This window comes from Clostridium sp. ATCC BAA-442 (assembly GCF_964239415.1).
In the GTDB taxonomy this organism is placed as follows: domain Bacteria; phylum Bacillota; class Clostridia; order Oscillospirales; family Oscillospiraceae; genus Flavonifractor; species Flavonifractor plautii.
Genome location: NZ_CAXSQB010000010.1, coordinates 29670 through 51364 on the forward strand (window position 1 = coordinate 29670; position 21695 = coordinate 51364).

General features: G+C 58.8%; 16 protein-coding genes. 10 read left to right on the top strand and 6 right to left on the bottom strand.

Translation table 11 applies throughout. The annotated features are described in order from the left end of the window. Nucleotides 1–506 precede the first annotated feature (506 nt). Nucleotides 507–1280, top strand: a complete 774-nt coding sequence (gene udp / locus ACESY8_RS06345; protein ID WP_204681633.1) for a uridine phosphorylase — start codon at nt 507–509, stop codon at nt 1278–1280. Between the two features lie 77 nt (nt 1281–1357). Here the strand turns inward: udp and ACESY8_RS06350 are convergent, their stop codons facing one another. From ACESY8_RS06350 to ACESY8_RS06360, 3 genes are read right to left on the bottom strand one after another with little or no spacing between them, the layout of a single operon-like run. Then, nucleotides 1358–3205 carry a heavy metal translocating P-type ATPase gene (locus ACESY8_RS06350; RefSeq protein ID WP_065534835.1) on the bottom strand — a complete coding sequence of 616 codons (1848 nt, stop codon included), beginning with the start codon at nt 3203–3205 and terminating at the stop codon, nt 1358–1360. Between the two features lie 58 nt (nt 3206–3263). Then, a complete protein-coding gene (locus tag ACESY8_RS06355; protein ID WP_007488217.1) occupies nt 3264–3482 on the bottom strand; it encodes a cation transporter in 219 nt (72 codons plus the stop codon). Nucleotides 3483–3500: 18 nt separating this feature from the next. Further along, nucleotides 3501–3884, bottom strand: coding sequence for an ArsR/SmtB family transcription factor (locus tag ACESY8_RS06360; protein WP_007488219.1), 384 nt, complete (start codon nt 3882–3884; stop codon nt 3501–3503). A 148-nt stretch (nt 3885–4032) separates the two neighbouring features. Here ACESY8_RS06360 and ACESY8_RS06365 point away from each other — a divergent pair, with 148 nt between their 5' ends. Next, entirely contained in the window at nt 4033–4494 is a 462-nt protein-coding gene (locus tag ACESY8_RS06365) for a pyridoxamine 5'-phosphate oxidase family protein (RefSeq protein WP_204681631.1), read from the top strand. Nucleotides 4495–4506: 12 nt separating this feature from the next. Continuing rightward, on the top strand, nt 4507–5364 hold the full coding sequence (locus ACESY8_RS06370) for an EamA family transporter (protein WP_204681630.1): 858 nt from the start codon (nt 4507–4509) through the stop codon (nt 5362–5364). A gap of 46 nt (nt 5365–5410) precedes the next feature. Here ACESY8_RS06370 and ACESY8_RS06375 read toward each other — a convergent pair whose 3' ends face one another. From ACESY8_RS06375 to ACESY8_RS06385, 3 genes are read right to left on the bottom strand one after another with little or no spacing between them, the layout of a single operon-like run. Continuing rightward, the gene (locus ACESY8_RS06375; protein ID WP_498794668.1) at nt 5411–8581 is read right to left on the bottom strand and encodes an autotransporter outer membrane beta-barrel domain-containing protein; all 3171 of its coding nucleotides are present in this window, start codon (nt 8579–8581) and stop codon (nt 5411–5413) included. A gap of 4 nt (nt 8582–8585) precedes the next feature. After that, complete coding sequence (locus ACESY8_RS06380; protein WP_009256709.1) at nt 8586–11018, bottom strand: efflux RND transporter permease subunit; 2433 nt, start codon at nt 11016–11018, stop codon at nt 8586–8588. Nucleotides 11019–11036: 18 nt separating this feature from the next. Further along, the gene (locus tag ACESY8_RS06385) at nt 11037–11606 is read right to left on the bottom strand and encodes a TetR/AcrR family transcriptional regulator (RefSeq protein ID WP_024723102.1); all 570 of its coding nucleotides are present in this window, start codon (nt 11604–11606) and stop codon (nt 11037–11039) included. A gap of 355 nt (nt 11607–11961) precedes the next feature. On the opposite strand from ACESY8_RS06385, the gene ACESY8_RS06390 reads away from it, so the two are divergent. The 7 genes from ACESY8_RS06390 (at nt 11962) to ACESY8_RS06420 (ending at nt 21664) form a co-directional block, all read left to right on the top strand. Continuing rightward, complete coding sequence (locus ACESY8_RS06390; RefSeq protein ID WP_434307983.1) at nt 11962–12621, top strand: vitamin B12 dependent-methionine synthase activation domain-containing protein; 660 nt, start codon at nt 11962–11964, stop codon at nt 12619–12621. Further along, nucleotides 12611–14971 carry a homocysteine S-methyltransferase family protein gene (locus ACESY8_RS06395; protein ID WP_054338553.1) on the top strand — a complete coding sequence of 787 codons (2361 nt, stop codon included), beginning with the start codon at nt 12611–12613 and terminating at the stop codon, nt 14969–14971. The genes ACESY8_RS06390 and ACESY8_RS06395 overlap by 11 nt, the downstream gene beginning before the upstream one ends. After that, a complete protein-coding gene (locus ACESY8_RS06400; protein ID WP_204681641.1) occupies nt 14968–16746 on the top strand; it encodes a bifunctional homocysteine S-methyltransferase/methylenetetrahydrofolate reductase in 1779 nt (592 codons plus the stop codon). Before ACESY8_RS06395 ends, ACESY8_RS06400 begins: the two co-directional genes overlap by 4 nt. Before the next feature lie 398 nt (nt 16747–17144). Continuing rightward, nucleotides 17145–18434, top strand: a complete 1290-nt coding sequence (locus tag ACESY8_RS06405; RefSeq protein ID WP_007488234.1) for an O-acetylhomoserine aminocarboxypropyltransferase/cysteine synthase family protein — start codon at nt 17145–17147, stop codon at nt 18432–18434. Nucleotides 18435–18774: 340 nt separating this feature from the next. Further along, on the top strand, nt 18775–19962 hold the full coding sequence (locus tag ACESY8_RS06410; protein ID WP_227127182.1) for a M20 metallopeptidase family protein: 1188 nt from the start codon (nt 18775–18777) through the stop codon (nt 19960–19962). After that, nucleotides 19932–20984 carry a methionine ABC transporter ATP-binding protein gene (locus tag ACESY8_RS06415; protein ID WP_338154747.1) on the top strand — a complete coding sequence of 351 codons (1053 nt, stop codon included), beginning with the start codon at nt 19932–19934 and terminating at the stop codon, nt 20982–20984. The genes ACESY8_RS06410 and ACESY8_RS06415 overlap by 31 nt, the downstream gene beginning before the upstream one ends. Next, nucleotides 20984–21664: a methionine ABC transporter permease gene (locus tag ACESY8_RS06420; protein WP_007488239.1), complete on the top strand. Its 681-nt coding sequence runs from the start codon at nt 20984–20986 to the stop codon at nt 21662–21664. The genes ACESY8_RS06415 and ACESY8_RS06420 overlap by 1 nt, the downstream gene beginning before the upstream one ends. The last annotated feature ends 31 nt before the right edge of the window (nt 21665–21695 follow it).

Below are 21695 nucleotides of genomic sequence, written 5' to 3' on the forward strand. Positions count from 1 at the left end.
TGCTTCTTAAAATTCAGTTTATCTGGAAGATTGAGTGACACGCAGGAATAGCAGAGCCAGCCGACCTTGTCAATGGCAAGATGAACGGCTACGCCGCCATTGACAAGCCCGCCTGTCCCCGTTTATGCGGCAATTAAGAGTGCGAAAGCAACGAGTGCTTTCGCACTCCCTATAGTATGAGTAATAGTCACGTAGTAGACGGTTTGAAATGCAGTATTTATGCGGCTTTGTAGATGTAAAAACAAAGTGGGTAATGGTTTTGTACTCCGTCCCTCAAAATGGTATTTTGTTGCGTGTCAGTGCTTTGTTGCTTGACGCTTTTTTGACGCCCGCGCTTACAAAAGGAAGTTGTAAAGAGATATGGCAGGATTTAAGCAAAAACGGCGCAAACCCTTATATATCAAGGTTTCCGCTGTTATCTTATAAAGACTTATAAGAAGATATAAAGCGTTTTTTGCGCTTTTAGTCTATAAAAATAGTTTTTTGTCAGAACAAGGAGGATTATCATGCACGAACACGAGCTGCAATTTCATATCAAATGTAAGGCCGGCGACGTGGGCCGCTACTGTTTCCTGCCCGGTGATCCCGGCCGCTGCGAGAAGATCGCAGCCTACTTTGATAACCCGGTGAAGGTACAGAGCAACCGGGAGTACACCACCTATACCGGAACCCTTCTGGGGGAGAAGGTGAGCGTCTGCTCCACCGGCATCGGCGGCCCCTCTGCGGTGATCGCCATGGAGGAGCTGCACAACATCGGCGCGGACACCTTCATCCGGGTGGGCACCTGCGGCGGCATCGCCCTGCCCGTTAAGAGCGACGATGTGGTGATCGCCACCGGCGCGGTCCGCCACGAGGGGGCCAGCCGGGAGTACGCCCCCATCGAGTTCCCCGCCGTGTCCGACTATGAGGTGCAGACTGCCCTGGTGCAGGCTGCCAAAAACCTGGGCAAGCCCTGGCACGCCGGCGTGGTGCAGTGCAAGGATTCCTTCTATGGACAGCATGACCCCAAGCGGATGCCAGTGAGCCAGGAGCTGCTCTACAAGTGGGAGGCGTGGAAGCGCCTGGGTGTCCTGGCCTCCGAGATGGAGTCCGCCGCCCTGTTCTGCTGCGCCGCCGCCCTGGGGGTACGCTGCGGCTCCTGCTTCCACGTCATCTGGAACCAGGAGCGGGAGGCTGCCGGGCTGGATCAGGAGGAGAGCCACGATCTGTCCGCCGCCCTGGAGGTAGGCATCGAGGCCGTCAAGCTGCTGATCGAAGCCGACCGGGTCGCGAAGGGGTGAGCCGCAGAACCGCTCCGCCCTGCCTTTACATAGTGAAAAATGCCTGGAACCATGTGGTTCCAGGCATTTCTTATTGCTTATTTTACCGTTTTCAGCGCCCGCATGGCGTTGAGAATGGCGATGACGGACACGCCCACATCGGCGAACACCGCCTCCCACATATTGGCCGCACCGGCGGCGCTGAGCGCCAGCACCAGGAACTTGACGGCCAGGGCGAAGACAATGTTCTGACGGACGATGGCCAGGGTGCGCCGGGCGATTCGAATGGCGTCGGCAAGCTTGGAGGGCTTGTCATCCATCAGCACGATGTCGGCGGCCTCGATGGCGGCATCGGAGCCCAGGCCGCCCATGGCGATGCCGATGTCGGCCCGGGAGAGCACCGGGGCGTCGTTGATGCCGTCGCCCACGAAGGCCAGGGCGCCCTTGGGGGAGACCTCGCCCAGCAGAGCCTCCACACGGGTCACCTTGTCGGCGGGGAGGAGCTGGGTGTGTACCTCGTCCAGGCCCAGCTCCTGTGCCACTGACTCACCCACGGCTTTGGCGTCGCCGGTGAGCATGACGGTTCTGCGCACACCACAGGCCTTCAGCGCAGTGATGGCCTCCTTCGCGTCGGGCTTCACCTCGTCGGAGATGACGATGTGGCCCAGGTAGACCCCATCGGAGGCCACGTGGACGGTGGTGCCTACCCGGTGGCAGGGGTGCCAGCTCACGCCGATGTCCTCCATCAGCTTGTCGTTGCCGGCGCAGATCTGGCGGCCGTCCACTGTGGCCCGCACGCCCCGGCCGGACAGCTCCTCCACATTGGATACCCGGGAAGTGTCCAATTCCTTGCCGTAGGCCTCCTTGAGAGAGCGGGAGATGGGGTGGTCGGAGTAGCTCTCCGCCAGGGCGGCCAGCTCCAGAAGCTGCGCCTCGCCGCAGTGGTCGGGATGGATGGCGGTGACGTTAAACACGCCGCGGGTCAGAGTGCCGGTCTTGTCAAAGACCACGAGTTCCGTTTTGGCCAGTACCTCCAGATAGTTGCCGCCCTTTACCAGAATACCGTTTTTAGAGGCCCCGCCGATGCCGCCGAAGAAGGACAAGGGGACGGAGATGACCAGGGCGCAGGGGCAGGAGACCACCAGGAAGTTCAAAGCCCGCTGGATGGAGTCCACCCATTGGATGGAGGTAAACAGGGGGGGCAGGAGGGCCAGAGCCACTGCGGCCAGCACCACGGCGGGGGTGTAGTATCGGGCGAACTTGGTGATGAAGTTTTCTGCCTTGGCCTTCTTGCTGGAGGAGTTCTCCACCAGATCCAGAATTTTAGCCACAGTGGACTCCTCAAAGGCCTTGGTGACCCGAACCCGCAGCAGGCCGGACAGGTTGACACAGCCGGAGATCACATCGTCGCCGGGCTGGGCCTCCCGGGGGAGGGACTCGCCGGTGAGGGCCGCAGTGTCCACATTAGAGGTGCCCTCTAGCACCACGCCGTCCAGGGGGATGCGCTCGCCGGCCTTGATGACGATGGTGTCACCCACCGCCACATCCTCGGGGTCTACCTGCCGGAGCTGACCGTCCACCTCAATGTTGGCGTAGTCGGGCCGGATATCCATCAGGGAGGTGATGGACTTGCGGGACTGGTCCACGGCATAGCTCTGGAAGAGCTCGCCCACCTGGTAGAACAGCATGACGAATACGGCCTCGGGGTATTCACCGGTGGCCAGGGCGCCCACAGTGGCCAAGGACATCAGAAAGTTTTCATCAAAGACCTGGCCGTGGGCGATGTTGCGCACGGCCCGCCACAGGACATCCCAGGCAATGACGGCATAGGGGATCAGAAAGGTGAACAGCCGCAGCCATCCCTCCGTGGGCAGGAGAAGTGCGACCGCAAAGAGCACTGCGCTGGCGAGGACGCGGAAGAGCATTCGCTTCTGCTTCTTGGACATAGGACATCGCTCCTTTGAAAAAATCCGGGACGGCCGCCGTAGGCCGTCCCTGGTGCGGTCAGCGGACGATGGTACAGTCTGGCTCCACCTTTTTGCACACCTTGACGACCTCGTTCAGAATTTCATCAAACCGGGTGTCGTCGGCGTCCAGAGTCAGCTTCTGGGTCATGAAGCTGACGGTGGCGTCGTGGACGCCGTCCAGCTTCTTGATAGCGGCCTCCATCTTGGCGGCGCAGTTGGCACAGTCCAGATCAATGAGCTTAAAGTGCTTTTTCATGGTAAAGTCTCCATTTCTTTATAGAATATGCAGAGGCAGCAGCTCCGCCACGTGCTCCATCCCCTGGTCCAATATGGTGCGCACGTGCCCGTCGGCCAGAGAATAGAATACGGTCTTGCCCTCCCTGCGGGCCTTGACCAGCCTGCTCTGCTTGAGAGAGCGGAGCTGGTGGGAGATGGCGGACTGGGTCATGCCCAGGAGCTGGGCGATGTCGCAGACGCACATCTCTGATTCAAAGAGGACGTACAGGATTTTAATGCGGGTGGAGTCGCCGAAGATTTTGAACAGCTCCGCCAGGTCGTAGAGAACCTCCTCATCCGGCATGTTCTGGTTGACCTGGTTCACGATGGCCTCATGCACATGCATGTACTCGCAGCGTTCCACATCCTTGGGTTCCGGCATCCGATCACATCCGTTCTAAAACATATGAGCTATTGTTCATGTGTTATTATATGCTTGATTGTTCAAATGTCAATAGGTTTTGCAAAAATATTTTTATTGCCCACCAGGTGATCTGGCGGTATGATTAGAAAAAAGGAGGGAAACACGAATGAAGCGAGACGCAAATCCGGAGAAGGGGCTGGAGGCTCTGGATCAGTGTGAATACATGGTTCTGGCCATGACCGATGGAGAGGGAAAGCCCTACTGCATCCCCCTCAACGGGGTACGGGTGGGGGAGAAGATCTATTTCCACTGCGCAAAGGCGGGGGAGAAGGTGGACTGTCTGCGGACCCATCCGCAGGTCTGCCTGACCGCGGTGGGACACCAGCGGGTGATCCAGGCCATCTATGAGACGGAGTACCAGTGCGCAGTGGTACGCGGCACCGCCGGAGAGGCCACAGACGAGACGGAGATGCGGGAGGCCCTCTGGGCTCTCTGCCGCAAGTACAGCCCGGACTGCCTGGAGCGGGTGGAACAGGTGATTGACGACAGCTTTGCCCGGGTGGCCATCTGGAAAATCTGTATTGAGTCCGTCAGCGGCCGCTGGAGGGATTACAGCGGCCAGGGCTGACCAGAGGCGCGTATGTGGATTCTATATGCCTTTGCCTCCGCGTTCTTTGCGGGAGTGACCGCCGTCTTGGCCAAGCTGGGCATGGAGGGAGTCAATTCCCATCTGGCCACGGCACTGCGCACCATTGTGGTGGCGCTCTTCGGCTGGGCAATGGTTTGGGTGGCGGGCTCCAGCGGCGCAGTCGGGGCGCTTGAACCGCGGAGCTGGCTGTTTCTCATCCTGTCCGGTCTGGCCACCGGAGGGAGCTGGCTGTGCTATTTTCGGGCGCTCCAGCTTGGGGAGGTCAACCAGGTGGCCCCCGTGGATAAATCCAGCACTGTGCTGACCATGCTGCTCTCCATCCTGTTACTGGGAGAGGCGGCCCACTGGAATACTTTATTGGGGATGGGGCTGATCCTGGCCGGCACCCTGGGGATGCTCCAGCGGAAGCCCCGGGAACGGGCCTCCTCCGGCTGGGGGTGGCTGCCCTGGGCGGTGCTCTCCGCCGTGTGCGCCAGCCTGACTTCCATCCTGGGCAAGGTCGGCATGACCGGCGTGGACTCCTATGTCGGCACCGCCATCCGCAACATGGTAGTGCTGGCAATGGCCTGGGCTCTGGTGCTCGGGCTGGGGCTCCAGCGGGAGATTTCGACGCTGAGCCGGAAAAACTGGGGGTTTCTGGCTGTGTCCGGCGTGTCTACCGGGCTGTCCTGGATGTTTTACTACCGGGCGCTCCAGGAGGGGCCGGCCAGCGTTGTGGCCCCCATCGACAAGCTGAGCATTCTGGTGACGGTTGGCTTTTCCTGCCTGGTGCTCCGTGAGCGGCTGAGCCGGCGGGCTGCCGCCGGGCTGCTCGTGCTCACCTGCGGCACCCTTCTTCTGCTGCTGTAGCATGAAACAGCGCCCCATGGCTTTTGCCACGGGGCGCTGTTTTGGCCTAAACAGAGGCAGCTGCGTTTGTTTTTTTCCGTCTGCGGCGGAGGAACAGCAGGGCGAGAAGTACCGCCGCAGCCGCGGCGGCCAGTACCCAGGGGAGAAGGGTTCCGCTTCCGGAGGCGCTGAGCAGCAGAGTACCGGCGGTGGGGGCGGTGAGCACCAGATAGCTGCCATCCCGCTCCGCCTCGATAGGGACGGCGGAGCCGTCCTGAAGCAGGGCAGCGCGCACAGAGCCCCTAAGACCGTCGGCGCATACCCGCAGCGTCACGGTGTCAGGGAGCTCCGCCCCGTCCGTGATCTGGTAGTCATAGGCGGCAGCGCCGTCTACCGGCTCCGGCCGCTGTGCCAGCTCCAGCCGTGCATCGGGAGAGAATGCTCCCTCGGCGAGAAGCAGGGGGCGTTCTCCGCCGGAGGAGATAGTGGTCACCCAGTCCTCGTAGACCGCCTCCACCGTCAGGCTCCGGGTGATGTGGTTGTGGTCAAAGGGAGCCCAGGCGCCATAGCGCCCGCCGTCGCTGGGTACTTCCGGGAAGGCGGCGGGGTCCAGGCTGCCGCCGTAGGGCACCTCCACTGTGTCCACCACCTGCTCCCCGGCCTGGAAGGTGACGCGGAAGGTGAGAAAGTCCGCCGGAATTCCCTCCAGGGCGGAGAAGGCGCCAAAGGAGAGGGGGGCGGTCTGTCCGGCATAGTCGATGCCGTCAATTCCGACTGCCTTCTCCTGAAGGTAATAGTTGCCGGAAACTGTGCCGTCAGCCCAGCCGGCCACCGCGCCCAGACGTTCGCCGCTGCCGTCGATGCGGGTCATGGCGATGCAGTCCGCGATATCCCTGCCCTCGCCGGCAATGCCGCCCAGGCTGCTGTCCCCGGTTACGTCGGCCTGGGCTGCACAGGAGCGGAGCACTCCCCGGGAGAGCCCCGCGATACCGCCCGCAAAGGAGCCGTCGTCGGCCCCCACGGGTCCCATACTGGTGCAGGAGAGGGCAGCGCCCACCTCGCCCCGGCCCAGGACACCGCCGGCGCACTCGTTCTTGGCGGTGACGGGGCCACGGTTGTCACACTGGTAGAGGATCGCTTTGAGCAGAGCGGTGGTATCCACCAGCAGATTTTCACTGTCCAGCTCCAGATTCTCCTCGGGGTCCAGTGAGAGCTCAGGGGAGACCGCTCCCGCAATGCCGCCCACGTTGGTGTCGGCCTGGATGCCGCCCTCATTCCGGCAGCCTACCACCCGGCCCGGGCCGCTCTGGGCCCCCTCGGCCGAAGTGTTCTCCTTCACCGTCTTTTCCGGAACCTCGGTCAGTTCCACAATGGCTTTCCGGGCCTCGTCAAGCTGCCCGATGATAGTAGTGGTGGTGGCATGCAGCTCCTGGTTGGCCTGGCCGGCCCCCTGGGTCATCTGATCCACCCGCTGGCTGATGTCATCCAAGTGCCCGTCCAGCTCGTCCAGGCGCTCCTGTCCCTTGTCGCCCAAGGTGTCCAGATAGCCGTTCAGGACATCCTCGATGATATCGGCCTGGCGGTTAACCACCCGGAGCTGCTCCACGCTGCCCTGGCTGAAGTCCTTGACATGGCCGTTCAGGGCATCGAGGGCCTTTTCCAGCGCCCGGGCGGCCCGGTCCATGTCACGGCGGGCGTCGCCCATCTCATCTCCGGCCTCTTGCCACAGCGTTGTCAGACGGTCCGCTAAGTGGAACGTGTCGGAACCCATGGCCTCCAGATGGCCGCTGATGCGGCTGAGGTGCCCGTTGAAATCGATGGAACCCACATCCCAGCGCTTATAGGCATCCAGGATGCCAGCCAGATCCAGGCGGGCCGCAGCCTGGAGGGCGTCCTTGACAAAGGACTCCAGCCGGTCGGTCTCGTCCGCGATCTGACGCAGCTCCGACACAAGACCGCTGTGTTCCCGCTCCAGTGCGTCCAGCGTGGAGGAGAGACTGTCTCCGGTGTCGGACAGGCTGTCCTCCAGAGTGCCGGTCAGATTTTTCAGCCCCTTGCGTAGGGCGGTGAGCTGGTTGCCCACCTCGTCCAGATCGGCGCTGGCCCGCCGGGTGAGGCGGTCCACCTCGTCCAGCAGGCCGCTCATGGCCCCGTTGATGGTCTGGACCGCGTCGTAGACCTGGTCGGCGGCGGCTGAGGTGTCTGTGTTGAAATCGCTGCCCGTTCCGTGGATTACGTCCTGGATGGCGGAGAGGGAGCCATGGATAGCGGAGATATCGTCCACTGCATCTCCGGCTGAGGAATGGATTTGGCCGGAGAGCTGAGTCATGAGGGTGGAAAGGGAGGCCAGGGCGCCGTCCAGCCGCTCCATGGGGTCCTCTCCGTAGGTGAGGGTCACGTAGGGCTCAAACTGGCCCACGATGCCCCCTACGTCCTTACGCCCCAGGATCTCACCATCGTTGAAGCAGCGAAGCAGCGCGCCGTTCTGAATCCCGGCGATGCCGCCGGTGTTGTATCCGGTGTGGGCGTAGCCCACAGCGGCGTGATTGGTGCAGTCGGCCACGGTGCCGGTATTGCGCCCGGCGATGCCTCCGCTGTTGGTGGCGGCATCGTTTCCACCAGTGTTGACTTCCCCCAGGTTAGTGCAGCTCTGGATCATGCCCTCATTGCGCCCGGCAATGCCGCCGCTGTTGGTGTTTCCGGTGACAGAGGCCCGGTTGGTGCAGCTCCGCACCACGCCGGAGCTCCCGTTGACGCCTACCAGTGCGCCCACGTCCTCATCTCCCGTCACATCGCCAGTGACGGTGACTTGTTCCACTGTGCCGTGGTTCTCACCGGCCAGGATGCCCACCTGCGACTGGGAGCCGCCAGGGGCCACTACCCCGTCCAGAGTCAGATTTTTTACGACAGCCCCCTCGCCCAGCGTGCGGAACAGGCCTACCTTGGAACCCTTGTCCAGCCAGGCGAAGCCGGAAATGGTGTGTCCGGCCCCGTCAAAGGTGCCGCGGAACACGGGAATGGTGGAAAAGCCGGTACCAGCCAGGGAAATGTCGGCGGCCAGCACCACGGTTACCCCTTGAGACCAGGTATCCGAGGTGCAGCTTTGGGCCAGCTTGAGCAGCCCGCTGGCATCATGAATGGTGATGGTATCCCCCTCCGCGCCGGCGGGGGGCAGCAGTCCCAGGCAGAATACCAGGGCCAGCAGCAGGGCGGCGCCCCGTTTTGCATAGTTCATCATGGCGTTATTCCTCCGTTTCATCCAGTTCCTGCCGCTTGCTCTCAATGAGGGCATCCACGCTGCCGTGGAGCACGCCCTTGAACTCGCCGTCAATGAAACCGGACACGTGGCCCCGGACATGTCCGTCCAGACGCATGGTGCCGTTCTGGAAGCGCTGTTTCCGGTCCCGGTTGAGGGTAATGGCGGTGCGCTCGATAAGGGCGTCGCCCAGCACCAGGAGCTGGGGCAGCACAGTCATGACCAGGACGATGGAGGTCAGGGTGCCACGGCCCAGGGTATCGCCGATGGAGGAGATAATGGTGTCGGTGGACAGCTTGCCGATGAGAAAGCCGGCCACAGTCATGATGGAGCCGGAAGTAAGCACGGTGGGGAAGCTCTGGTTGAGCGCCTCCACGGCGGCGGCCCGACGGTCAAGCACGGTCTTGAGCTGTAAGTAGCGGTTGGTGATGACGATGGCGTAGTCAATGGTAGCGCCCATCTGTATGGCGCTGACAATCAGGTAGCTCATAAAAAACAGGTTGGTGCCCGTCAGGAAGGGGAAGGAGAAGTTGATCCAAATGGAGCCCTGGATGGTGAGCACCAGCAGGATGGGCAGCCCAGCGGACTTGAAGGTAAACAGCAGGATGACCACCACAAAGAGCACGGTGAGCACACTGATTTTCAGGTTGTCCCCGGTGAAGGAGGCGGCCAGATCCCGGGCGTTGGTGGAATTGCCCACCAGCACCACATCGTCTCCGTAGTATTCCGCGGCAATGGCGCGGATCTGGTCCAGGAGGGCATAGGTCTCCGCCCCCTCCTCGGGGAGATCGGCAGTAAAGACCATCCGGGTCCACTGTTCCCCTTGGAGCTGCTGGAGTCCGTCGTCCAGGGTATCCTGCAATTCCTCCACCTGGCTGGCCTGCTCTCCGCTCAGGCGGATAACCCCCTTGTCCTTCTGCTCCAGCAGGAACTGGAACACATCCAGCAGGGGCACGGAATAGTCGTCCGTGTCCTGAAAGATAGCGCCGTATTCCTCCACGCTCAGGCCGTAAGCCTGGTAGAGCAGCCGGGCCAGCTCGATGTCCACGCCCGCCAGCTCGGCAAACTGCCGGGGGGTCAGCTTGTCGGTGAGGTAGCGGCCGTCCTCCACCTCAATGTTGGCCAAGCCGGTGGCGGTCGTCACGTTGTCCAGGGCCTCCACCCGGCGGAGCACCGCACCCTCGCTGTCGTAGTCCCCACGGGGAACCAGTACGGCAATGGTGTTGGTATAGCCGAAGGTCTCGTTGATCTTGTCCATGGCAATACGGGTCTCCGGACGGTTGCCTGAGTTGGTGGAATTGGTGGAGAATACATAGTCGCACTGGTTGGAGCAGTAAATGCCGCCGATGACGCACACGGCGAACACCGCCGGAAGCACGAAGCGCAGCTTCATGATGAGGCGGCCCCAGCCTGCGATGGAGGGCACTAGGTTTTTGTGGCGGGTCTTTTCGATGCCCCGGTTGAAAAGCATCAGCAGACCGGGCATGAGCAGAAACACCGACAGCATGGAGCAGACAATGCCCTTGGACAGGACGATACCCATGTCGAAGCCGATGCGGAACTGCATCAGCATCAGGGCCACCAGGCCGGAGATAGTGGTGAGGGAGGAGGAGGAGATCTCCACGATGGCCTTGCTCAGGGCGGCAATGTCCGCCTCTCGGGCGTCCAGACCGTTGTCCCGCTCCTCCATATAGCGGTGGCAGAAGATAATGGCGTAATCGATGGCCAAGGCAAGCTGGAGCACCACGGCGATGGCGTTGGTGATGAAGGAAACCGAGTCAAAGAGAAAGTTGGTGCCCATGTTGAGGATGGCGGAGACCACAAACACAATGAGAAAGACCAGGACCTCCAGATAGCTCTTGGAGGTGAACAGGAGTACCGCTACGATGACGGCGGCGGCAATGGCCAGAATGACCGTCATCTCCTGCATAAGGCTGTCTGAGTCGTACGGATCGCCGCTGGGGAAGACGTAGTGATCGTAGGGCGCTGCCAGCTCCTTTACGGCCGCGAGGGCGGCGTCCGCCTCCGGACTGCCCTCCTCACCGGTAAAGGAGACGGAAAAGAGGGCGGAGGAGTCCTTAAAGTGGTCGGTACTGTCGTCAAAGGCGACGGAGGACACGCCATCCAGCTCCGCTAATTGAGCGGCTACCTTTTCGGCTTGGCGGTAGGTCACATTGGAGAGCATGACCTGAGCGGAGGCGTAGGTGGTGAACTCCTCGTCCATAAGGGTCAGCCCCCGTCGGGTCTCGGTTTCGGCGGGGAGATAAGAGGTGATGTCATTGTTGACCACCACCTTGTCAATAGAGCTGCCGCAAAAGAGCACCGCCGCCAGGAAGACCAGAAAGAAGGCCTTTCGCTTGTCGACAATGAACCGCGCCAGCTTGGTTACAGGGGTTTCAGAGCTTGATGTTTGTGACATGGGTGGGATTCCGCCTTTCTAAACCGGGAGCTCGGGTTGAGGAATGAAGTGCTCTACATGCCGAAGCAGCACTTCGTCTGGAACGTCTGCACCGCTGGAGAGCCACCAGCGGATCAGGGCGAGCAGGCCGCCGGCATAGAAGCGGGCCGTCAGCTCCGGGTCAAACCCGGCGGCCGGGGCGCTCTCCGACAGCTTTCGCTTCAGCGCATCCGTAATGATCTCGTCCAGCACGTAGAACTCTGCTGCGCCCTGGACGGTGAGGAACATCCCCCTGTGGGACTTCAGGAAGGAGAGCGCGTTGTGAAAAAGGACCATAAAATACTCCCGGGGCCCGGTACGTGGGTCCAGGGAGGGGTCCACCGGCTCGAAGTATTTCTGTAGTTCGTCCACAGCATAGCGCAGCAGGGCCAGCTTGTCATCGAAATGGGCGTAGAAAGTGGTGCGGTGGACCATGGCGCGCTGGCAGATATCCACCACCGAGATTTCACTCAGCGGACGCTCCTCCAGCAGGGAGAGCAGGGCGTCGGCGAGGAGCTTCCGGGTACGGCGCTGCCGCAGATCTTCCCGGGGCTGGCTGGTTTGTTTCAATGGGATCCGCTCCTTATTCTGGGATGGGAAGAAGTGTAGCACAGACAAAAACAAATGTCAAGATAAACAACATATGTAGATTAAGTGAAACACACGGAACTTTTTCTGTTGAGGATTATAGGGATACAAATGGAACCGAGCTGTGCGAGAGGGCGGGGAATGAGAGACAACCGCCCTCTTTATATAATTTTATAGGTGCGCAAAGTAGGTTTCGTGCAAAACAAGTAAACCGAAGCCGGATAACCCATTGACGTAGTAGGAGATTGTTGCTATACTAATTTAATCCATATTGATTGGTGGGAAAGCTTGCGCTGCATGGAAGCAGTGATAAGAGAAGAAAAAGGAGGGGAAACGTGTGAAGCTGAATGTGGACGAGGCGTTGCGTTATCTGGGCATCGGCGGACAAGCAGCCGAGTCCATTCGGGCGAGTGTGGCTGCTGTCGCAGACAAGTTAACGGCTGCTATACAGCCCAGATACACCTACCGCGTGTGTTCCCTTCAAAAAACAGAGGCCGGATTCCTGCTGCCGGAGGCCGAGCTGACCCTTCCGGGCGCGGACGCAGCGAAAATGCTGGAGCAGTGCGATCAGGCCGTGCTGATGGCGTGCACTCTGGGGACGCAGTTTGAAACCCTTTTGCGCAGGGAACAGGCTCGTGATATGTCCAGGGCAGTCATTCTGGCTGCCTGCGGCAGCGCCTGGGTGGAGGCCGGGTGCGACCAGGTGGAGCAGGAACTGGCGCATTGTCTTCCGAACCGCTACAGAACGGACCGGTTCAGTCCCGGGTACGGAGATCTGCCGTTGTCTTTGCAGCCGAAGATCTGCGCCGCACTGGATACCCAAAGGCGGCTTGGACTGTATGTAACAGAGAGCTATTTGATGAACCCATCCAAGTCAGTCACCGCCATCATCGGCTTGTCCGACTGGCCCCAGATGGCCCGCATCCGTGGATGCGCATATTGTTCGATGCGTGAGACCTGCAAATTGCGCGTGGGAGGAAAACACTGTGGGAATTGAGATACCTCAAAACAAATTTTTGATCCTGGACGGCGCTATGGGCACCGTTCTCCAGCAGCGGGGACTGTCTCCCCAAGGCCGGCCGGAGCTGCTGAATCTGACGGAGCCGGAGCTGCTGGATTCCGTCTATAAAGAGTACATCGCCGCCGGAAGCCAGGTGATTTATGCCAACACCTTCGGTGCCAACGGCTTAAAGCTGGCCAAGACGGGCCACAGTGTGGAGGAGGTCGTGGGTGCGGCCATCGCCGTGGCAAAGAAAGCGGCGGCCGGTACCGGTACCCTGGTGGCGCTGGATGTGGGCCCGCTTGGCGAGCTGTTGGAGCCTATGGGTACGCTGTCTTTTGAGCGGGCATATGACCTGTTCCGCGAAATGGCGGAAGCTGGTGCAAAGGCCGGCGCGGACTTAATCGTGGTGGAAACCATGACAGACCTGTACGAGGCCAAGGCTGCCCTGCTGGCGGCCAAGGAGGCCGCCCACCTGCCGGTGTTTGTCACCATGTCCTTTGATGCCGGCGGCCGGACTTTCACCGGCTGTACGGTCGCCTCCATGGCCCGTACACTGGAGGGCCTGGGTGCGGACGCTATTGGACTGAACTGTTCGCTGGGGCCAGACCTGCTGGCGCCGCTGCTGAAAGAACTGTGTGAGAATACCCGCCTGCCGGTCATTGCCAAGCCTAACGCGGGCCTGCCGGACCCGGTGGATGGACACTATGATATGGGACCGGAGGACTTTGCCCAGGCTCTGCTGACCTGCGTGGAGGCTGGTATCTCCATCGTGGGCGGCTGTTGCGGTACATCCCCGAAATACATTCGTCGGCTGACGGCAGTTCTGGAAGGAAAAAAGCCCGTATCCCGGCACTATAACAACACCGGTCTTGTCTGTACCCCTGTGACACCCATCCGACTGAATGGTGTGCGGGTGATTGGTGAGCGTATCAACCCCACCGGGAAAAAGCGTTTCCAGCAGGCGCTGCTGGAAAATGACCTGGACTATATCCTGGATGTGGGTGTCCAGCAGGAGGATGCCGGAGCGGACATCCTGGATGTGAACGTAGGCTTCCCCGGTGTGAATGAAGTGGTTATGCTGCCCAGAGTGGTAAAGAAGCTGCAAAGCGCGATCGCTGTGCCGCTTCAGCTCGATTCCTCCAACCCGGACGCACTGGAGGCAGGGCTGCGGGTCTATAACGGCAAGGCTGCGGTGAACTCTGTCAACGGAGAGCCGGAGGTTCTGGAGCGTGTGCTGCCTATTGTGAAGAAGTACGGCGCGTCCGTGGTGGGTCTGACGCTGGATAAAAACGGCATCCCCAAAACAGCGGAAGAGCGGGTCGCCATCGCCTGCCGCATTCTGCAGGCTGCTTTGGACCACGGCATCCCCAGAGAGGATGTGTGGATTGACTGCCTGACCCTGACGGTCTCGGCCCAGCAGGAGCAGGCTGCGGAGACGTTGAAAGCGGTGCGGACCATCCGGGAGGAGCTGGGGCTGCAGGTGGTGCTGGGCGTGTCCAACATCTCCTTTGGCCTGCCCAACCGCAAGCTGATCACGCAGAACTTTTTGATTCAGGCCATGCATGCCGGGCTGACTCTGCCCATCATCAACCCAAATCAAACGGAGATGATGGACGCGGTGGCGGCGTACCGTGTACTCTCCGGAGAGGACCGGGAGTGCCGAGCCTATGTTGCCCGTTTCGCGGCGGAGTCCCCTGCCGTGCAGGCAGCGCCGAAGGCGGATGCCCTGACGTTGGGCGATGCGGTCATCCGTGGGTTGAAGGCCGATGCCGGAAAGCTGGCTGCCAAAGCGCTGGAGACCGAGGATGAGCTGTCTCTGGTAGAAAACCACCTGATCCCCGCACTGGACAAGGTGGGAGAGGACTATGACAAGGGTACGGCATTCCTGCCCCAGCTGCTCAGCGCCGCCCAGGCGGCACAGGCAGTATTCGAGGTCATCCGGAGCTCTATCGCCGCCAAGGGCGGTGTGCCCGTGAAGAAGGGAAAACTCATCGTTGCCACTGTGCAGGGTGACATTCATGACATTGGCAAAAATATTGTGAAAACCGTACTGGGAAATTACGGCTACGAGGTGTTGGATCTGGGCCGGGATGTGCCGCCGGAGACCATCCTGCGGACGGTTCAGGAGCAGGGGGTGCACCTGGTGGGCCTGTCCGCCCTGATGACCACCACACTGCCCGCCATGGAAAAGACCATCCGGTTGCTGCACACTATGGAGGAGCCCCCGGTCATCTTTGTGGGCGGCGCGGTGGTGACGCCGGAATGCGCCAAACAAATGAATGCGGACTACTACGCCAAGGATGCCCACCAGTCGGTGGAGATCACCAGAAAGGTCATGGGATGATGGATATCCGCACCTATTTATCGCAGGGAAAGCCCTTGCTGTTTGACGGGGCTATGGGCACTTATTTCGCCGCCCATCCGGGCCGGGCTGAGGAACGCTGTGAACGGGCCAACCTGACCCGCCCGGAGGAAATTCTGCGCATCCACCGCGCTTATTTGCAGGCCGGCTGCCGGGCCATCAAGACCAATACCTTTGCCATCAGTGGAGATCTCTCCGATGGGAACGATGAAACCGCCTGCGACATCGTAAATGCGGCCTGCCACCTGGCACGGCAAGCCGCTCAACCCTATGGGGCTTATGTATTTGCAGATCTGGGCCCCGCGCCCCGTGACCACAGCCGCGCCCCGGCAGATCTATACCAGACGCAGGCGCAGTGGTTTCTGGAACAGGGGGTGACCCATTTTCTGGTGGAAACGCTGTCTGGTGACGAGGGGCTCCCGGAATTGGCTGGCTGGCTCAAGAAAAAAAATCCGGATGCGTTTCTTATGGTTTCCTTTGCCGTGGACCATAGTGGGATGACCAGCGCCGGACGTTTGGGCAGCGAGCTGTATCGCTTTGCATCGGAACTGGCTGGGGTGGATGCAGTGGGCTTTAACTGTGTTTCTGGCCCCCGCCATTTGCTGAAATACATTCAGACCCTGGAGCTGAGCGATAAGCCTCTGACTGTCATGCCCAACGCCGGTTACCCCACCGTGCTGGGCCGCCGCACGGTATTCGGCGGTCAGCCTGACTACTTTGCAGGGCAGATTGCACAAATCGTTCAGGCTGGCGCCTCCATCGTAGGCGGCTGCTGCGGTACTACGCCGGAACATATTGCCCAGACGGCGCAGGCTTTGAAAGAGCCGCTTCCTAAGTGCACCGTTTCTGCTCCGAAAAAGCTGCTCAAACCTGCGGCCAATGCGTCCAACTCCCTTTGGGAGAAGTTGGAGGCGGGTAAGCGTGTCATTGCCGTGGAACTGGACCCACCCGTAGATGACGACAGCGCGGGCTTTTGGGAGGGGGTGCAGGCCTTGCGGGGCTCGGGGGCCGATGCGGTGACGATCGCAGATTGTCCCATCGGTCGCCCACGGGCGGACAGCAGCCTGTTGGCCTGTAAAATCAAGCGGGATATTGGTATAGAGCCGTTGCCCCATATGACCTGCCGTGACCGCAATCTGAATGCTACCAAGGCTCTGCTTTTGGGCTTGTCCATGGAAGGGGTACACAATGTGCTGGTGGTCACCGGCGACCCTATCCCTACCGAGGATCGGAACGAAGTCAAAAGCGTATTCAATTTCAACTCCCGCAAGCTGGCCCGCTTTGTCCATATGCTGAATGAAAATACCCTGCGTACCCCCTTTCGTATCTATGGCGCTCTGAATCTGAACGCCCGCAATTTTGATGTGGAACTGCGGCGGGCACAGGAGAAAGAGGCATGTGGTGTTTCCGGCTTTCTGACACAGCCGGTGTTGTCCGCCGAGGCGCTGGACAACCTGAAATTGGCACACAAGACTCTGCAGGGCAAGATTCTGGGCGGGATATTCCCCGTGGTGAGCCACCGAAACGCCTGTTTTCTGAACAATGAGATTTCAGGCATGCGGGTGTGCGATGAGATCATTCATTTATATGAAGGGAAGGACCGTGATGCAGCGGAAGCTCTGGCGGTCACCGTTTCGACGGCGATTGCCAAAGAGATCTTCCCCTACACCGACGGTTATTACCTCATGACCCCGTTCCGCCGGGTGGCGCTGATGGAGCATATTATTCAAAATATTCAGCAATCGTGCATTTCATAAGCAAGGAAAAGGGGCCGTTCGTGTGAATAGCTCCTTTTTTGCCCTGGTCGGTTCTTTAACAGGTCTTTATATCAGATCAATCAATCATGAAATTACCTATTGACATCATAGGAAATAGGTGGTAGTATAATCCCATAAACCAACTGAGTAAATTGGTTTTTAGAGGGGCGTGCAAAATGAGCAATCTGTTTCAACAACTGTTGCGCAGCAATTTCCGCTGTGGACGAATGCTGAACTCCCGGGCACTGGATTTGGCCGGGTGGATCGGTATGTCCTCCACTCACTTTGTTGTGATTTGATAAGATCATTACATGGCCATATCTCTTTGTCCGGGAGCGAATAACGCCCCGGTCTTTTTGTATCTAAAATCAAACTATAAACTGAAAGAGGTATAAACCATGAATAACAATTATAAGTTTGAAACCCTGCAGCTTCACGTTGGTCAGGAACAGCCCGATCCCGCTACGGATTCCCGTGCAGTACCGATTTACCAGACCACTTCCTATGTCTTCCGCAACTGCGCCCATGCGGCGGCCCGCTTCGGGCTGACGGATGCCGGCAATATTTATGGCCGCCTGACCAACTCTACCCAGGATGTGCTGGAAAAGCGCCTCGCAGCATTGGAGGGTGGCGTGGCGGCTCTGGCTACCGCTTCTGGTGCCGCCGCCATCTCCTATACCATTCAGGCGCTGGCCCAGGCTGGCGACCACATCGTGGCGCAGAAGACCATTTACGGCGGCAGCTACAACCTGCTGGCCCACACCCTGCCCCAGTTCGGTGTCTCCACTACCTTCGTCAACTCTCATGATCTTACAGAAGTGGAAAATGCCATTCAGGATAACACCAAGGCAATTTATCTGGAGACTCTGGGCAACCCCAACTCTGACATTCCAGACATCGACGCCATTGCAGCCATCGCCCACAGGCACGGTCTGCCTCTGGTCATCGACAATACCTTCGGCACGCCCTATCTGGTCCGCCCTATTGAGCACGGCGCTGATATTGTGCTCCACTCCGCCACCAAGTTCATCGGCGGCCACGGCACCACACTGGGCGGCATCATCGTGGACTCCGGCAAGTTCGACTGGAAGGCCAACGGCAAGTACGCGCCCATTGCAAACCCCAATCCCAGCTACCACGGTGTCAGCTTTGTGGACGCTGTCGGTCCCGCCGCTTTTGTTACTTACATTCGGGCCATCCTGCTGCGGGATACCGGCGCCGCCATCTCTCCCTTCAACGCCTTCCTGCTGCTGCAGGGTGTGGAGACCCTGTCTCTTCGTCTGGACCGCCACACAGAGAACACCAAGAAGGTCGTGGAGTTCCTCGCAAACCATCCCAAGGTGGAGCATGTGAACCATCCCTCCCTGCCCGAGCATCCCGACCACGCGCTGTATGAGAAGTATTTTGCCAACGGCGGCGGCTCCATCTTCACCTTTGAAATCAAGGGTGGTCAGGAGGAAGCCCACAAGTTTATCGACAGTTTGGAAATCTTTTCCCTGCTGGCAAACGTGGCCGACGTGAAGTCCCTGGTGATCCATCCGGCCACCACCACCCACAGCCAGCTTTCTGCTGAGGAGCTGCTCGACCAGGGCATCAAGCCCAACACCATCCGCCTCTCTATCGGCACCGAGCATATTGATGACATCATTGCCGACCTGGAAAAGGGCTTTGCCGCTGTGAAATGCTGATTGCAAATTTGAAGTAAAGCACAATTTTATGTTTTGGAAAGGATTTTGACTATGATGTGTATGTGTCAAATTATGCACTGTTATAAAAATCGAATCATTTCCATACCTCGCCTGCGTTTGATACGATAGGCTGTGCTTTGTGTGCAATTAAGCGGGGTATCCATGAGAAACGGATGCCCCGCTCTTTATTTTCTCACGGAAGGAAACGTAAGATGCAGTCTATATATATTTAAAGAACTGCTATGGAAAAGTTTTAGGTGCGGACGATGTACGTACGGAAGCGTCCCCAAACGTAATAATTTTTTGGACCGGAAGGATTCCAGCGAAAGAAGGTATCAGTTTGAATGAATTGCGTGAGCAGGTATGTGCTGAAAAAGAATATATGATTAGCTTACGTCGGGATTTTCACCGTCATCCGGAATTATCCCTGCAGGAAAGGCGTACTGCTGGGGTGATCGAACAGGAGCTTGAGCGGTTCGAAATTTCTCATACTCGGATCGGAGCTACCGGTGTTCTGGGGATTTTGCGAGGCACTCAAAGCGGCAGCGGAGTCGTAGCCTTACGGGCGGATATTGACGCGCTGCCCATTCAGGAAACCAACGATGTGGAGTACCGTTCTCAGACAGACGGAATCATGCACGCCTGTGGGCACGATGCCCACACAGCAAGCCTCTTGGGTGCCGCGAAAGTCCTCTCCCAAAATCGTGACCGCTTTGGTGGAGAGCTCCGTTTTCTGTTCCAGCCGGCGGAGGAGACCGGCAAAGGCGCTCCGGATTTTATAAATGCCGGAGCCCTGGATGGCGCGGAGCGCATTCTGGGCCTGCACAGTGCTCCGGATCTGCCCCTTGGCACCATTGGACTTACGCCCGGACTGAACAATGCCGCAGTGGATCATTTCCGTATCCTAGTCCATGGCAAGGCAGCCCATGTCTCCACCCCGCAGTTGGGCGCGGATGCCCTGTATGCCGCCAGTCAGATCGTGGTAGCAATCCAGGGATTGGTTGCCCGGCGTTCTTCACCTGTGGAGCCAGTGCTCCTCGGCGTCGGGAAATTTGCTGCTGGAACGACCTACAATGCCGTTGCGGAATATGCGGAGCTGGAGGGGACCACCCGCACGATCTCTCAGGAGACGCGTCTGCAGGTGCGGGAGTGGATCGACCAGACCGCGGAGCAGATTGCAGCCATCAGTGGCGCGGAAGCCAGGGTGATTTGGTCGGATATTACCTCCGCTCTGATTAATGATCCGCAGGTCAGCCGTGAGGCGGCAGAAGTGGCAAAGGGGCTGGGAGACCATATTCAGGTCGTCACCAATCGCCCCTTGTCCCTGGGCGGCGATAACTTTGCTGAGTATCAACGTTTTGTACCAGGGTGCTACGCCTATATTGGCACAGCAAACACAGACTTGCCCAGCACATTGAACAGCCTCCACAACGGAAACTTTGATTTGGATGAGAATGCACTTGTCTTGGGAGCAGGCTTATATGTGGGATACGCCCTGTGGTGGCTTGGAAGGCAGGAGAAGCCATGATTCAATTAGAACATATTAGCAAACGATATGTCGGCCCCAGCGGTACGGTGGATGCGCTGAAGGATGTGTCGGTTCATGTGGAGAAAGGAGATATCTATGGGATTATCGGCTCCTCCGGCGCAGGAAAATCCACTTTGCTCCGCATGGTCAACCAGTTGGAAAAACCGGATACCGGCACAGTCACCGTGGCTGGCCGGGAACTGAGCACGCTCTCCAAAGCTGAGCTGCGGAAGATGCGCCGTAAAATTGGCATGGTATTTCAGCAGTTCAACCTATTGGAGTCCAAAACCGTATTCCAGAATGTTGCGATTCCACTGATCCTGGAGGGCATCCCCAAGGAGAAGATCACTGAACGCGTCAAAGAAGTGCTCCATATCGTGGAGCTGCACGACAAACGAGATACTTATGTCACTCAGCTTTCCGGCGGACAGAAACAAAGGGTGGGTATTGCCAGGGCGCTGGCAACAGAACCCGCAATTCTCCTGTGTGATGAAGCCACCAGTGCACTGGACCCCAAGACCACAGAATCCATCCTCGGCCTCCTAAAGCGCATCAACAAAAAGATGGGCGTGACAATTCTGCTGATCACCCACCAGATGCAGGTGATCCAGATGATCTGCAACAAGGTTGCCGTCATGGGAAACGGGCAGATCGTGGAACAGGGAACAGTGTTGGATGTGTTCAGCCAGCCTCATGCTCCGGTGACACAGGAGTTTGTCCGCACGGTTATCAACGATCAGATCCCCAAGAGCATTCTGGATTTGCTCCAGACAGAAACGCGGCACTATGTGATTGACCGGCTGAAATTTATCGGCGCCAGCGTCAAAAAACCGGTCATTTCCGAGATTTGCCAGATTGTCGGCGTGGAGGTTAATATCCTTGGTGCAACCGTTCAGGAGTTTGGGGAAAGCATCATGTGTATTTTCATCCTGCAAATGTTTGGTTCCGATGACAAGCTGCTCCAGGCCGAAGCACAGATCGACGCGGCTGGAGTTCTCCGCGAAAGGGTGGTATTCGACTGATGGAAGCTCTGTTGGAAACAAAAATTTTTAAGGTATCTGTCGAGCGACTGCTGCTTAATGGCGGTCAAACACTATACATGGTGGGTATTGCACTATTGATTGGCACCGTGCTCGGTACCTTGCTCGCCTTGGTGCTGGTGCTCTGCCGCAAGGGCGGCCTTGTGGAAAATAAAGTTCTACACAGTATCGTCAGCCTCTACATCAATGTGGTACGGAGTGTTCCGTTCATCATTTTACTGGTTACCATCATGCCGCTTACCCGCGCTATTCTGGGTACGACGATTGGCAGCACGGCCGCTTTGGTTCCGTTAGTGGTCTATATCAGTCCCTATTTAGCCCGCTTGATTGAGAACAGTTTACTGGAGGTATCCCCAGGCATTCTGGAGGCGGCCCAGGCTATGGGAGCCACAACCTGGCAGATCATCCGCTGTTTTCTGATGCCTGAAGCGCTGGGTTCGATGGTTCTGGCCTTGACCACAGGAACCGTCGGCCTGTTGGGCGCCTCCGCTATGGCTGGTTACTGCGGCGGAGGCGGTATCGGCGATCTGGCATTGACCTATGGTTATGAAAAGATGAATACCCCGTTGATGATAGTTACTGTCATTGCTCTGGTCATCCTGGTACAACTATTGCAGATGGCAGGCAACCGTGTTTCCCGCCGTCTGCGTGAGCACAGATAATGTGTGATTCATATTAGTGTCGAGTCGTGAA

Bases quoted from the DNA above. Each gene is read 5' to 3' on its own strand.
- ACESY8_RS06400 (WP_204681641.1), top strand. From the start codon at position 14,968: ATGATGGATATCCGCACCTATTTATCGCAGGGAAAGCCCTTGCTGTTT.
- ACESY8_RS06360 (WP_007488219.1), bottom strand. From the start codon at position 3,884: ATGCCGGAACCCAAGGATGTGGAACGCTGCGAGTACATGCATGTGCAT.
- ACESY8_RS06380 (WP_009256709.1), bottom strand. From the start codon at position 11,018: ATGTCACAAACATCAAGCTCTGAAACCCCTGTAACCAAGCTGGCGCGG.
- ACESY8_RS06420 (WP_007488239.1), top strand. From the start codon at position 20,984: ATGGAAGCTCTGTTGGAAACAAAAATTTTTAAGGTATCTGTCGAGCGA.
- udp (WP_204681633.1), top strand. From the start codon at position 507: ATGCACGAACACGAGCTGCAATTTCATATCAAATGTAAGGCCGGCGAC.
- ACESY8_RS06370 (WP_204681630.1), top strand. From the start codon at position 4,507: ATGTGGATTCTATATGCCTTTGCCTCCGCGTTCTTTGCGGGAGTGACC.
- ACESY8_RS06350 (WP_065534835.1), bottom strand. From the start codon at position 3,205: ATGTCCAAGAAGCAGAAGCGAATGCTCTTCCGCGTCCTCGCCAGCGCA.
- ACESY8_RS06365 (WP_204681631.1), top strand. From the start codon at position 4,033: ATGAAGCGAGACGCAAATCCGGAGAAGGGGCTGGAGGCTCTGGATCAG.
- ACESY8_RS06355 (WP_007488217.1), bottom strand. From the start codon at position 3,482: ATGAAAAAGCACTTTAAGCTCATTGATCTGGACTGTGCCAACTGCGCC.
- ACESY8_RS06405 (WP_007488234.1), top strand. From the start codon at position 17,145: ATGAATAACAATTATAAGTTTGAAACCCTGCAGCTTCACGTTGGTCAG.
- ACESY8_RS06375 (WP_498794668.1), bottom strand. From the start codon at position 8,581: ATGATGAACTATGCAAAACGGGGCGCCGCCCTGCTGCTGGCCCTGGTA.